This window comes from Marinimicrobium sp. C2-29, from assembly GCF_038419845.1.
Taxonomy (GTDB): domain Bacteria; phylum Pseudomonadota; class Gammaproteobacteria; order Pseudomonadales; family Cellvibrionaceae; genus Marinimicrobium.
In genome coordinates this window covers 10,914-24,556 of the sequence record NZ_JBCAQT010000008.1, presented here as the reverse complement: position 1 = coordinate 24,556, position 13,643 = coordinate 10,914, and the positions used below count along the sequence as shown (strand labels likewise).

The window sequence follows — 13,643 nt, the reverse complement described above, 5'->3', positions numbered from 1 at the left end:
TGAATACGTATGCAATGGCGTTTTTCAGAGTGCTTGGAAGGAAAGGTTTTATTGATCCAGCTGCAGAATGACCGACTCCAGCGGCGCCAGCTCAAAGCGGACGCTTGCACCTTCCGAATCCACCACCAGTTCCAGCGATTCGGCGTTCGGATCAAGTCGGTTACTGAGGGAATGCCGGCCAGGCTCCAGCTGCCAATGATCAATTAAATGGCCGGGAAGCCGCAGCTCAACCGGTGCGGCGTCCCGGTCGCCAAAATGGCTGACAATCAACCATTTCTGCTGTTCATCAAAGCGCGCGAACGAAAACAGTTTCTCGTTGTACTGATCGCTGTATTCGCGGTTGTAGTTGTGCAAATGGGCAAAATCGCCGTTGAGCGCCGGTGCGCTTCGCGTGAGGGTCAGTAGCCGTTGATAGAAGTCACGCAACTGTGATTGACTGTCACTGAGTTGACCGCCATCAAAGGCCCCTTCGTTCATCCAACGCTGGTGGGCGGGCACGCCCCAGTAGTCAAAAATCGTGGTGCGGCTGGCTTTTCCGAATCCGGCGTCATCGTTCGCGTCTTCCCCCACTTCCTGACCAAAATAGATCATGGCGGGGCCGCGTCCGAGCGTGCTTGAAACCACCATGGCGGGCATGCCTTTGCGGGCGTCACCGGCAAACTCGGGATGGGCGATGCGCTGCTCGTCGTGGTTTTCCAGAAACAGCAGCATGTGTTGGTCAATGTCGGCAAGGGCGTCGCGTACGGGCGGCAGGGTGTCGGTGCTGGCTTCGCCGCGCATGATGGGCTTGAGTGTGTCGTAAACGTCTACCTTGGCGTAGAGGTAATCCATCTTCCCCAGATGAATGTAATCGCGGTACGCGTCCGGGTTGTAAATTTCGGCCAGTAGAAACGCATCGGGGTGCTCGACCTTGATCGAGGCGTTGAGAAAACTCCAGAACTCTACCGGCACCATTTCCGCCATATCGTAGCGGAAGCCGTCGACGCCCTTCTTCAGCCAGTAGTGCGCAATGTCGCGCATCTTGTACCAGGAGTCGGGCAGGTCCTGCTCCTGCCAGAAGGCGTGGTGCGCCTCAACTGAGCGCTCGGCATAGTCTTTGGGCAGGGAGGGAAAGTCGTGGCTGCCATCCGGGCGAACCCCGTAATTGATCTTGACGGTCTCGTACCAGTCATTGAAGTCCGGCTGGGCGGCGCGGGCGCGGTTGCCGGTCCACTTGGCGGGGAATTCGTCAAACTGTCCGTCCGCCAGTGGGTGTGAGTCGCCTCCCAGAGGTTGGTAACCGCCTTCGGGTTCGGGCACTTCGAAGGGCTCGCCCACCACGTAGTAAAACTGATTGTCCCTGGCGTAGGTGACCGAGTCGTCGTCCTCTGCGCCCAGATTGTCTACACCTTCGGGCCGTGAAATGGACTCGTACTTGCGAGCCACATGGTTGGGGACGATGTCGATGATGACCTTGAGGTCGTGTCTGTGGGTGCGCTCGATCAGGGCCTCGAATTCCTCCAGGCGCCTGGCGGGGTCATCGGCCAGATCGGGATTGACGTTGTAGTAATCCTTGACCGCATAGGGGGAGCCGGCGCGCCCCTTCACCACATCCGGGTCGTCCAGGCTGATGCCGTAGTCGGTGTAGTCGTTGATCACGGCGTGGTGGGGCACGCCGGTGTACCAGATGTGGGTGGCCCCCAGTTGATGGAGTTCGCTCAGGGCCGTGTCATTGATGTCACTGAATTTTCCGACGCCGTTCTGCTCCGGCGTGCCCCAGGGAATGTTGGCGGTCTCGGTGTTGCCAAACAGGCGAGTGAACATCTGGTAGACCACCGGTTTTCCGGCCATGGTTTCAATTCCTTCGTCGGTTTCGTTGGTTGCTGTGTGCGGGGCGCACCCGATGGTGATCAGAGCGGCCGCCGCAAGAGCCATTCGTTGACGCATGGTGTGGTCCTGTTACTGTAGATTCAGAATTCGGGCGCTCATTGGCGCCAGGTCAAGCGTTCTTTCCAGAGTCACAGTTTCATCGGTGATCGCGTCCCGTCCGCTGCTGTGCTCCTGGAGTCCCTGACGATAGCGTTCGAGATCCAGTGTCAGGTTTTCATCGGTATGGTTGATGGCGACCATGATGCGCTCTCCACCTGTGTAACGGAAATAGACATAGGCGCCTTCGTGAGGGGCGAAGTGCAGCAGCTCTCCCTGGTGAATGGCTTCCTGGTCCTGACGCCAGTTGAGCAGTCTGCGCAGGTAGGTTTGCGCGTCGCGCTGAGCGTCGCTGAGGCCCTCACCGGTAAAGCCGTTGCGCTCATCGCCCTGCCAGCCGCCCGGGAAGTCGCTGCGCACCGCGCCATCGTCGCGTTCTTTCGGGCTGGTGGCGAGCACTTCCGAGCCGTAGAAAAACTGCGGCGTCCCGCGCATGGTGGCCAGCAGGGCCATGGCAATGTTGAACCGTCGTTCGTCTTCATCGATCAGACTGTACAGTCGACTGGTGTCGTGATTCTCGGCAAAGATCACCAGCTGCATGGGGTCGGCATAAAGGTTGTCATCGGCCAGGGATTCGTACACGCGGATCAACCCTTGCCCCCAGACCTCCTCTTCGGTGAGAGCGGTGCGCAGGCTGTCGTACAGCGGAAAATCCATTACGCTGGGCAGATGGGAGACATAGCCGTCCCGGTTGTCTTTGCCCGCTTGCCAGTAAGAGACCACATTGGGGTTGGTGCTCCACTCCTCCCCGACAATATTGAAGTTGGGGTACTCCTCCATGATGCGCCGTGTCCACTCGGTCAGAAAGTCCTTGTCCGAGTAGGAGTAGGTGTCGGTTCGGATGCCGTAGAGGTCGGCGTACTCGATCCACCAGACGCTGTTCTGTATCAGGTAGTTGGACACTAGAGGGTTACGTTGATTCAGGTCGGGCATGGACTTTACAAACCAGCCATCGGCGAACTCGCGCTTGTCCACATCGGCGGCGTAGGGGTCCTGAACGCTGGTGCGATAGTGGGTGGTGGCCTGAAAGTCATCCGGGTAGTTGAGCCAGTCTTTGGTGGGCAGGTCCTCCATCCACCAGTGCTCCGAGCCGATGTGGTTGAGAATCACATCCTGAATCAGTCCCACACCTTTGGCCTGGCCTTTAAGGCTCAGCTGTCGGTAGTCCTCATTGCTTCCAAAGCGTGCGTCGATCCGGTAGTGATCGGTGGTGGAATAGCCGTGGTAGGAATACTCGCGTTGATCATTCTCCAGCATCGGTGTTGGCCAGATGGCGGTAAACCCCATATCGGCAATGTAGTCCAGGTGCTCGATCATGCCGGCCAGATCGCCCCCATGACGGCCGACGCTGCTGTCCCGGTCGGCAGCCTCCTTCAGTTCCGGCAGGGTGTCGTTGGCGGGGTCGCCGTTGGCAAAACGGTCCGGGGTGATCAGATAAATGGCATCCGCGGTGTTGAAGCCTCCGCGCTCGGCGGAACCTTTCCGGCGGTTATGAAAGGCGTAGTCATGGTGGATAATTCGATCTTCGCCGTCATTAAATTGCAGTGTGACCTGTCCACCACGGAACACGTCAGTGACCTCCAAGTCGACGAACAGGTAGTTCTCACTGTCGACGCGGTGCACTTTACTAATAGACACCTGTGGGTGATCTACGGACACGGACCAGTCACCTATGGCGTCGCCATGGACCAGTAGTTGAACGGTCGGGGTATGCATTCCGACCCACCAGAAGGGAGGTTCGACCCGCTCGATGGGATCGGCGAGTACGGACGTGCCAATGAAAAGAGTGAGAATTGCAGTCAGACGCTTCATTATCGGGTTTCCATCACTTCAGGGAGGATAAAAAATGGTTATGAGAGGGCATCTGGGTCACTGTCTTGTCGACAATGCGCTGCCAGGACAGCATGAACTCGCGCAACTGATCGGTTTCCAGGTTATCGACCAGGGGGTGGTAGTCCTCTGGCGTGATGCCTTGGCCGAGCATGACCTGCTCCCAGGCAGTCTCACTGAACAGCTCGTCCTGTTCCCGGAATACCCGGCCGGATCCGGAGAAAAGGTCGATTCGTCTTAGCAGTGATTCCGGTTTGGGTGATTCGTGACACATGCGCCAGAAGGGGCTGTCAGTTTTGCTATTCAGGTGATAGTGCAGAATGATGAAATCGCGAATCTTCTCGAACTCGGTCTGCGATTGCCGGTTGTATTCTTCAATATCGCTCGGTTGTATACCGTTACGGGGAAACAGCTTGATCAGGCGTGTCAGCCCCTGCTGGACCAGATGCAGGCTGGTGGACTCCAGAGGCTCCAGAAAGCCGCTGGACAGGCCCAAGGACACCACATTCTGGCACCATTGTTGGACCCGGCGTCCAGTTTTGAAGCGAATGGGGCGCGGGTCCGAGAGCGCGGGGGTGTCCAGATTGGACAGCAGCGTGTGTGCCGCTTCGTCGTCGCTCAGGTGACGGTGACTGTAAACCAGACCGTTGCCGGTGCGATGCTGAAGAGGGATCCGCCATTGCCAGCCACCCTCGTGGGCGATCGCCCGCGTGTAAGGAGTCACCGTCTCCGCCGGTTCACTGGGAACGGCAAGAGCGCGATCACAGGGCAGCCAGTGGCTCCAGTCCTCATAGTCGACGCCCAGTGCTTCACCGATCAGCAGGGCGCGGAAACCCGAGCAGTCAATAAACAGGTCGGCTTCCAGGCGTTCGTTGGATTCGAGGTGTACGCCGGCAATATTACCGGTTTCAGGGTCCTTCTCTACGCGCTGAATCTTGCCATCAATGCGTGAAACTCCAAGCTTTTCGCTATAGGCGCGCAACATCTGAGCGTACAGGCCGGCATCCAGATGATAGGCGTGGGTCAGCCCGGGAAATTGAGTGCCGGGAATGGTCTCCATGGGTGCAAACCGATTGTGTCGGGCGGCCTGGTCGTTCAGCGAGTAGCGCCAGAAATCATCTGCGACTCCGGCTCGTCGGGCTTTCAACCAGTAGTGATGGAAGCCGGCAATACCCAGGTTGCGCCCGATTTCACCAAAAGCGTGCATATAACAGTCGCCCTGGCGATTCCAATTCTCAAACTGAATGCCGAGCTTGATGGTACCCCGGGTCTGTTTCAGAAAGTCAGACTCTTTGAGGCCGAGTACATCGTTGAAGTTCTTGATGGGTGGGATGGTTGCTTCTCCGACACCGATGGTGCCGATCTCGCTGGATTCCACCAACTGAATGCGGATCTGCTTGCTGAAAAATCGGGATAGCACCGCCGCCGCCATCCATCCGGAGGAGCCACCGCCGACAATCAACACGTTTTTTATGGAATGATTCACTTTTTATCTCCAGCCAAAAAAAAGCCCCTGCTAAAGTTCTCACTATAGCAGGGGCCTTCCTTCATGCCCTGATTAGAACTGGTAGTTCACACCGAGCAGGTAGTTGGCACCGAAGGTCTGGTAAGACGTGATCCGGCGGGGATCGTCGTCTTCCGCTGCAACGGTTGCTTCGTCAGTCAGGTTCTGGGCCTGCAGGGTAACGCTCAGACCTTCGAGCGAGTTGAAACCGCCCGCGCCAAAGTCATAGCCGATCTGTGCATCCCACAGCTCTGAACCCTGATCCGTTGTCGGGGTCAGCGCCAGGCTGAGGCCGCGACTTTCGGTCAGGAACTCATCACGCTTGCGGCCACTGACACGGAACTCGAAACCGTTCTTCTCGTAGTAGAAGGTCAGCTGATACGACTCTTCGGACAGACCGGGAATGTTCTGCCGGTCGCCATCATACTCGACCGCGCCATCGAGGAAGGTTGCCGCGGCAACAAGGCCGAAGCCGTCCAGAGCTTCGCTGAAGGTATAGAAAGGCAGGCTGCCGTGCAGTTCAATACCTTCCACTTTACCTTTACCCAGTTCGGCGACAGAGGTGGTCGGCCCTTCAAAAGACTGGAAGTTGTCCACACCCGCATCGTGATAGCCTTCGATGAAAAATGGCTCAAAGTCGGTTATCACGTCCTGATTGATGTGCCAGTTGAGCAGATCCTTGTAGAACCAGGAAGCGGCGAGGTAACCGTCATCGGAGAAGTAGTACTCGTACGACAGGTCGGTCTGAATGGCTTCCAGGGGGCGCAGGTCCGGGTTGCCGCCAGAGCCGCTCCAGGCGCTGAACTCGGGATCGGCACTTTCGCGACGGCCGTCATCGAAGCTGAAGCTGATGGTGTTGTTCGGGCGCATGTCGTCCATACGAGCCCGGGAAATGGTCTTGGCCGTTGCGAAGCGGACCACCTGATTCTCCGTCATCTGGAAGTTCATGTTCAGACTGGGAAGAACCTTGATGTAGTCGTCACCACCGCTGACCGGTGTCGCTACCACACTGACCAGACCGGTGTCTTCATCTTCGCGTGCCACACTGGCGAAGCCTTCCGAGCTCTGGTCGGTATCGACGATCTGTACACCGATGTTACCCGAGAGAATGCCGGTCTCGAAGTCCGCTTTGGCATAGGCGGTCACCACTTCTTCGTTCACCTCGTAGGTGTCACCCAGCCGGCTGGTTTCAAACTCAGTAGCGTCAATCTCGTCGTAAACGCCGTCACGGTACATACCCACACCGTCGTAGGCCACCATGCCACCCAGGCCGATGAAGCTCAGGTTGGTTGTGCCAACGTAGTAAGGCTCGAGCTCCGAATCCGTGAACGACAGAGCGGTCTGATCTTCGCGCGGCAGGTCCGCGTCAAAGCCGGGAGCCACCAGGAAGGCACCGTAGTTGACCTTGCTCTTGGTACGGTCGGAGTAGTTCAGGCCGAGCTCGAGGCCGTGGAAGAATTCGCCTTCGAGCGCGGCGGTTGTGGACAGACGCAGTGTGTCCAGCTCTTCTTCAAAGCGCGGGTAGTTGACGAAGCCGTCTTGCGCGTTGTCTTTGCCGCCCATGCGTTGGGCGATGGCGCCACCCCAGGGCTGAGGACCGGCCAGTCGAATAGCCGACGCATCAGTATAGTCGGGCATCTGAATGTCGGGATGTTCGCTGAACATCAAACCTTCGGGTGATACCTGCTGCCAGGCGCGAGCGGCGGGATCGCCCTGTTGGGTGGTGCCGGCGCGACCGGTGCCGGAATAACTTTCGATGTTGATCAGGTCCTTGGTCGATTCGCTGGTGGCGAAATCGATTTCGGCCGACCAGGTGTCGTTGATGCGGTAGTCAGCGTTGAAGCCGAAAGTGGACAGCTCGCCCTCTTTGTCTTCCCCGTCATTGCGGATGACGCTGTGGAAACCGTCAAACACGCCGTTCATGACCAGGCCATCTTCAACGTCGCCGGGCGTGTAGTTTGCGCCGCCCCAAACCGGACCGCCCTCTTCAAAGCCGCGGAACACCTTGGATTCCAGGAAGTCGATATACAGGGCGTCGACTGTGATGCTCAGATCATCCGTCGGCTCCCACTGAAACACACTGGAGACTGTGTCGCGTTCCATGGTGGCGGAACGCACATAGGAGTCATGCCCACCAAAGATGAAACCTTCGTCGACCTCTGGGTAGCCCCAGACGCGCACATTCTCTTCCTGGCTCGGAGAGTCCATGGTGGCGAGCGTCAACGCAAAGCCCATGGTATCAGCGGCAAAGGTATCGGAGTAAGTGAATGCCAGTCGGTGGCCGGTGTCATCATAGTCCGGGTTGGCAGATTCCATGCCGTTGACTTCGTAATTGCCGTTGATGCTGACGATTCGATCATTTTCCAGCGGACGCAGGGTGCGCAGATCCACAACACCGCCCAGGCCCTGATTCACCAGGTCCGACTGCATGGTCTTGTAAACAACCGCATCGGAGATGATTTCAGAGGGGTAGAGGTCATACTCAACGCCGCGGTTGTCACCGATGCCGAGCAGCTCTCGACCGTTCATGGTGGTGGCGACGTAGTCTTCATTGAAGCCGCGAACGGAGATGCCACTGGTCCGGCCGTTGACCCGCTCACCGGCAAGGCCGGGCAGGCGAGCCAGTGATTCGGCGATGCTGGTATCGGGCAACTTACCGATATCTTCAGCGGACACCACTTCCACAATGGACGATGAGTCTTCTTTGATGGCGATGGCGTTGGTCAGGCTGCGGCGAATACCGGTAACCACCACTTCCTCGAGCATGCCGGCTTCCTGATTCTGGGCATAGGCGGGAGTGACAGTCATTCCGGCGGCAAGGCAGCCGATCACGGAGGGCAAAATAAGCTTCTTGGTGTTCATCATCTAACTATCCCCTTTCATAGGTTATTATGGTTGAGCGTTGAGTCGTAAAAAGTTTTTGCCGGTGACCGATGGTTCAGAGTGTCGTTTGCTGTTGACCTCAATCATCGGTACAGGCAGCGTCCAGTTCCGGCGGTGTGCCGCCAATTTCCTGCTTGATTTCAGGCTATCCCATCGGGTAGGGGTGGGCAATTCATTGCATACGTATTCAACGTATGTATTCCACCCTCAATCAATTGAATACGTATGCAGAGTGAATCTGCCGGCATCGTCAAAGCTCCAGACTGAAATAGCCGGCGCTGTAGGCGGGCAGAATCAGCTGTTGCCCTTCGATTCTGGCTCCGGTGAAACCGTGGCCCTCCTGTGCCGGACCAGTTGGCAATGAGTCAAGTGCCAGCGTGGCGGCCTGATCGGTAAAGTTCATGGCGACCAGAAGCTTCTGGTCTGGGTGACGTCGAGTAAACACCATCTGTCCTTCCGGCGCATCCTGAAATTCAATGTCTCCCAGACGCAATGCGGGCTGATCCCGGCGCCACAGTACGAAAGTACGATAGGCATTCAGGATCGAGTCCGGGTTGTCGTCCTGTCGATCGACCGCGCGGGGCCGATGCTCGCGGGGGATGGGCAACCAGGTGCTGTCCGCCTCGGAAAAACCGGCATTGTGAGCGTTTTCCTGCCAGGGCATGGGAGTTCGACAGCCGTCCCGGCCTTTGAAGCGCGGCCAGAAAGTGATGCCGTAGGGATCCTGAAGTTCGTGCTTTTGCAGCTCCGCCTCGGTCAGGCCGAGCTCTTCGCCCTGATAGCTGCACACGCTGCCGCGCAGCGATAACATCATGGCGTTGAACAGTTTGGCCAGGGCATCGGGTTTTGCCTCCCCGCCCCAGCGGGACATCACCCGGCGTACATCGTGATTGCCGATTGACCAGCAGGGCCAGCCCTCGGCCAGGCTTGCCTCCAGGGTTTCCACCGTTTCCCGGATGTAGCGGGTGCTGAAATTTTCCACCAGTAATTCAAAACTGTAAGTGGTATGCAGCCGGTTGTTGCCCCGGGTGTATTCGGCCATGGTGGCCAGAGAGTCCTCGGAAGAAATTTCCCCCAGCGTGACCGATCCGGGATAGCGATCCATCACCTTGCGCAAAGACTCGAGAAACTGCAGGTTCTCCGGGCGATCGTTGTTGTACCAGTGGTACTGAAATGCGTAGGGGTTGTCTTCGGTAAAGCCCCGGCCCTTGCGCTCCTCTTTGGGCTTGGCCGGATTGTCACGCAGCTTCTGATCGTGAAAGCAGAAGGTGATGGCATCCAGGCGCAGGCCGTCCACGCCGCGCTTCAGCCAGAACTCCACTTCGTCCAGAATTTCCGCGCGGACTTCCGCGTTGTGAAAATTCAGGTCGGGTTGGCTCTTCAGAAAGTTGTGCAGGTAGTACTGCTCGCGGCGCGGCTCCCACTCCCAGGCGCAGCCGCCAAAAATGGACAGCCAGTTGTTCGGGGGCGTGCCGTCGTCCTTCGGGTCGGCCCAGACGTACCAGTCCGCCTTGGGGTTATTGCGGCACTGACGGCTTTCCTCGAACCAGGCGTGCTGGTCCGACGTGTGGCTCAGCACCTGATCAATGATGATCTTGATCCCCTTGGCGTGTGCCTGTTCAATCAGTCGATCGAAATCGTCCAGATTGCCGAAAATGGGGTCGATGTCCCGATAGTCGCTGATGTCATAACCGAAATCTTTCATGGGCGACCTGAAGAAGGGCGATACCCAGATGGCATCCACACCGAGGCTGGCGATATAGTCCAGCTTCGAAATAATACCCGGGATATCGCCGATGCCATCGGCGTTGCTGTCCATCAGGCTGCGGGGGTAGACCTGGTAAATGACGGCACCGCGCCACCAGGGGTTAGTCTTCATGGGTTACCTCCGCAAAAAATGCTGAGCGAATCCGGCTGGAGCACGGGCCAAAAAAAGTCGTAAGAGAGTTCATCGCAAAAAGCCTTGAAGCATTATTGTCTTCGTTGTTTGAGCGCGGGCTTCAGTGATTGCCCGGCGTCGATCAAGCTGAAACCAATATACGTTAGCGCTGGAATCGGCGGCAACACACTACATACGTATGCATTGCTCCAGAGGCGGGGAAAACGATCAAAAAAGGGTCAGATTCTGATGAATACGTATGCAGGCTATTGCCGCGGCGCGCCGGCTTGCTTAATTTGAGCGCAGTGGGCCCGGTGCTGGGTCTACCGGCCTGTGGGGTTTTCTTTCCATGGGTGTGAACATGCTAAGCTAAAAACACCCGATAACGGATAACAAGTGGTCAACATGAATCAAAAACCTCAACTCAGCTTTTGGCAGATCTGGAACATGAGTTTCGGCTTTCTCGGCATCCAGTTTGGCTTTGCCCTGCAGAATGCCAACGTCAGCCGTATCTTCCAGACTCTGGGCGCTCCCATCGACGACCTGGCCATTCTCTGGCTGGCAGCACCGGTGACCGGTCTGATTGTTCAGCCGATCATCGGCTACATGAGTGACAAAACCTGGAGTCGGCGCTGGGGCCGGCGTCGGCCCTATTTTCTGGTGGGGGCCATTCTGGCCAGCGCGGCGCTGTTCTATATGCCCCACTCGCCGGCGCTCTGGGTCGCGGCGGGCATGCTCTGGATCCTGGATGCGTCGATCAACATCTCCATGGAGCCCTTTCGCGCCTTTGTCGGTGACATGCTGCCCGAGCGCCAGCGTACCCGCGGCTTTGCCATGCAGAGTTTCTTCATCGGTGTGGGCGCCATTGTCGCCTCCTTTATGCCCTGGATCATGAGCAACTGGATCGGTGTCAGTAACACGGCGCCCGCCGGTGTGGTGCCGGACTCGGTGGTCTACGCCTTCTGGGTGGGCGGCGCGGTACTGCTGCTGGCCGTGTTCTGGACGGTGTTTACCACCCGGGAATACAGCCCCGAGGAAATGGCCGCCTTCGAGCGGTATCAGCAGGAGCAGAAGGCACAGGCCCCACCCGAGCGCGAGACCCGCAGTGTGACCTCCTACCTAGGGTGGGGCGGCGCCTTTGTCGCTGTCGGGGCGTTGGGCGCGCTACTGGTGCAGAGCTTCGGGCTGGATCCCAAGCTGCATGTGTTGGCGGCGCTGGTGTTGGTCATCGGCATTCTTCAGGTGGTGGCGGGCGCGCTGCTCAAGCAGGGCCGGACCGGCAATGGCATCTATCAGGTGGCACACGACCTGTTCCATATGCCCCGGACCATGGCGCAGCTGGCGGTGGTCCAGTTCTTCTCCTGGTTTGCCCTCTTTTCCCTCTGGATCTACGGGACCAGTGCAGTGACCTCGTTCCACTACGGGACCAGTGACACCAGCAGCCAACTCTACAACGACGGGGCCGACTGGGTGGGCGTGCTGTTCGGCGCCTACAATGGTTTTGCCGCCCTGGCTGCGTTTTTCATTCCGGTATTGGCACGTTGGACCAGTCGCAAGCAGGCGCACATGATCAATCTGGGGCTCGGCGCCGCCGGCCTGATTTCCTTTGTGATCATTCGTGACCCCGTGTGGTTGATGGTGTCCATGGTTGGCGTCGGCTTTGCTTGGGCGTCGATCCTGTCCGTACCCTACGCCATTCTGTCTTGCTCGCTTCCGTCTCACAAAATGGGCGTGTACATGGGCATCTTCAATTTCTTTATTGTGATTCCCCAGATCATTGCGGTGAGCGTTCTGGGGCTGATGCTGCGCGTCCTGTTTGATGGCGAGCCCATTTACATTCTGGTAGCCGGGGGTGTGTCCTTCCTGATCGCCGCTGCCGCCACTCTCCTGGTAACCGACGAGGGAACCGAAGCATGAAACGTTTGATGAACTACCGAATTCTGGTTCTCGCCACGCTGGTGACGCTCGGCGCCTGCTCCGGGCAGCCGGGCAAAGAGGACCGTCCCCATTACTACGGCACCCAGGAAGCCTTTGCCGAGGAGGCCATCTACTTTCTGCTGACCGACCGTTTTGTGGACGGCGATCCGGGCAACAACCACGAAGATCAGGGCGGTGAGCACCCAACCTTTGATCGGCCCATGCCCGGGCCCGAGGGTAAAGAGGCCAACGTGGGCTACCTTGGGGGTGACTTCCAGGGCATCCTGGATAACGCCGACTACCTGGCCGAGCTGGGTATTACCGCGCTGTGGATTTCACCGATTGTCGACAATCCCGACCAGGCGTTTACCGGGGGCGATCCCGTCGGCTTTGCCCAGCCCGGCGATGGCGGTAAAACCGGCTTTCATGGTTACTGGGGCACCAACTTTTTCAAGGTAGATGAGCACTGGGAATCCGAGGGGCTGACCTTTGCCGACCTTACCCGCCGCCTGCGCGAGGAGCATGACCTCAAGATAGTGCTGGATATTGTGGCCAATCACAGCTCGCCGGCTTACTCCATGCCGGAGGATCAGCCCATGTTTGGCGAAGTGCGGGGCCCGAATGGCGAGCTGATTGCCGACCATGAAAACCTCGAGCCCGAGGAGCTGAACCCGAACAATCCGCTGCACGCCTTTTATGAGCGGGAGAAAGACCTGGCCCAGCTTGGGAAGTTCGATGCCGACAACCCGGCGGTGATGGATTATGTAGTGGACGCCTATCTGCAGTGGATCGACCAGGGCGCGGCCGCCTTTCGCATCGACACCCTGCGCCACAAGCCCCACGCCTTCTGGAAAGAGTTCACCGACCGGATTCGGGCCGAGCACCCGGACTTTTTCATGTTCGGTGAAAGCTTTGTGTTTGACGCGGACTTTCTGGGCGCACACACCCAGCCGGAGAACGGGGGCCTGAGCGTGCTCGATTTTCCGGCCCAGGAAACCCTGACGGCCGTGTTTGAAAATCCCGACAGTGACTATGCCGATATTCAGGGTTACCTGCACCTGGAAGACGGGCCCTATCACAACCCCTACGAGCTGGTGTCCTTCTACGAGAACCACGACATTCGTCGGATGGATGGTGACACCGAGGCTTACATTAACGCCAACAACTGGCTGTTCACCTCGCGCGGCATTCCATCCATTTACTACGGCTCGGAAATCGGTTTCATGCCGGGCACCAAAGAGCACGAGGGCAACCGCAACTACTTTGGCACCGAGGGTATTGAACAAGCTCGCGACCATGCCATCGCCAAAAATCTGGGCCAGATTGCGCACATTCGACAGGAGTCCATTGCTCTGCAAAAAGGCCTGCAGGTCAATCTGGATTTCGAAGGGGATCAGGCTTCTTTCCTGCGTGTCTACCAGGACGATCATCAGGCGCAAACCGCACTGGTTCTGTTGAACAAGGGGGAAGCGGGGACCAGTATCACGGTGGACCGCTGGCTCAATGAAGGTGAGTGGTACGACGCCGCCAGTGGTGAGCGGTTCGACGTCGAGGGGCAACTGACGCTGCGGGTCCCGGCCAACGGTGTCCGGGTGCTGCTGTTCGACGGAGTTGTGAACAACGAGGCTCTGGCCGACCGGCTGGCTGAGTTGCAACAGCTCTGAT

7 protein-coding genes are annotated in these 13,643 nt (G+C 58.0%); 2 read left to right on the top strand and 5 right to left on the bottom strand.

Translation table 11 applies throughout. The annotated features are described in order from the left end of the window. Positions 1–48: 48 nt before the first annotated feature. The 5 genes from AAE484_RS09225 to AAE484_RS09205 all read right to left on the bottom strand — a co-directional run bounded on the left by AAE484_RS09225 (position 49) and on the right by AAE484_RS09205 (position 10,061). A complete protein-coding gene (locus tag AAE484_RS09225; RefSeq protein ID WP_341938089.1) occupies positions 49–1,926 on the bottom strand; it encodes an alpha-amylase family protein in 1,878 nt (625 codons plus the stop codon). A gap of 12 nt (positions 1,927–1,938) precedes the next feature. Beyond that, positions 1,939–3,777 (bottom strand): glycoside hydrolase family 13 protein, encoded by a 1,839-nt coding sequence (locus tag AAE484_RS09220; protein ID WP_341938088.1) that lies wholly within the window; start codon positions 3,775–3,777, stop codon positions 1,939–1,941. A 13-nt stretch (positions 3,778–3,790) separates the two neighbouring features. Continuing rightward, entirely contained in the window at positions 3,791–5,281 is a 1,491-nt protein-coding gene (locus tag AAE484_RS09215) for a tryptophan halogenase family protein (protein ID WP_341938087.1), read from the bottom strand. A 72-nt stretch (positions 5,282–5,353) separates the two neighbouring features. Then, complete coding sequence (locus tag AAE484_RS09210; RefSeq protein ID WP_341938086.1) at positions 5,354–8,164, bottom strand: TonB-dependent receptor; 2,811 nt, start codon at positions 8,162–8,164, stop codon at positions 5,354–5,356. A gap of 268 nt (positions 8,165–8,432) precedes the next feature. Further along, positions 8,433–10,061, bottom strand: a complete 1,629-nt coding sequence (locus tag AAE484_RS09205) for an alpha-glucosidase family protein (RefSeq protein ID WP_341938085.1) — start codon at positions 10,059–10,061, stop codon at positions 8,433–8,435. 405 nt (positions 10,062–10,466) lie between these two features. Between AAE484_RS09205 and AAE484_RS09200 the strand changes: the two genes are divergently transcribed. Both AAE484_RS09200 and AAE484_RS09195 read left to right on the top strand, forming a co-directional pair. After that, positions 10,467–11,978, top strand: a complete 1,512-nt coding sequence (locus AAE484_RS09200; RefSeq protein WP_341938084.1) for an MFS transporter — start codon at positions 10,467–10,469, stop codon at positions 11,976–11,978. Further along, on the top strand, positions 11,975–13,642 hold the full coding sequence (locus AAE484_RS09195; protein ID WP_341938083.1) for an alpha-amylase family glycosyl hydrolase: 1,668 nt from the start codon (positions 11,975–11,977) through the stop codon (positions 13,640–13,642). Before AAE484_RS09200 ends, AAE484_RS09195 begins: the two co-directional genes overlap by 4 nt. The last annotated feature ends 1 nt before the right edge of the window (position 13,643 follow it).

Coding starts and splice junctions, on each gene's coding strand:
- AAE484_RS09210 (WP_341938086.1), bottom strand. CDS start 8,164: ATGATGAACACCAAGAAGCTTATTTTGCCCTCCGTGATCGGCTGCCTT.
- AAE484_RS09220 (WP_341938088.1), bottom strand. CDS start 3,777: ATGAAGCGTCTGACTGCAATTCTCACTCTTTTCATTGGCACGTCCGTA.
- AAE484_RS09225 (WP_341938089.1), bottom strand. CDS start 1,926: ATGCGTCAACGAATGGCTCTTGCGGCGGCCGCTCTGATCACCATCGGG.
- AAE484_RS09200 (WP_341938084.1), top strand. CDS start 10,467: ATGAATCAAAAACCTCAACTCAGCTTTTGGCAGATCTGGAACATGAGT.
- AAE484_RS09205 (WP_341938085.1), bottom strand. CDS start 10,061: ATGAAGACTAACCCCTGGTGGCGCGGTGCCGTCATTTACCAGGTCTAC.
- AAE484_RS09195 (WP_341938083.1), top strand. CDS start 11,975: ATGAAACGTTTGATGAACTACCGAATTCTGGTTCTCGCCACGCTGGTG.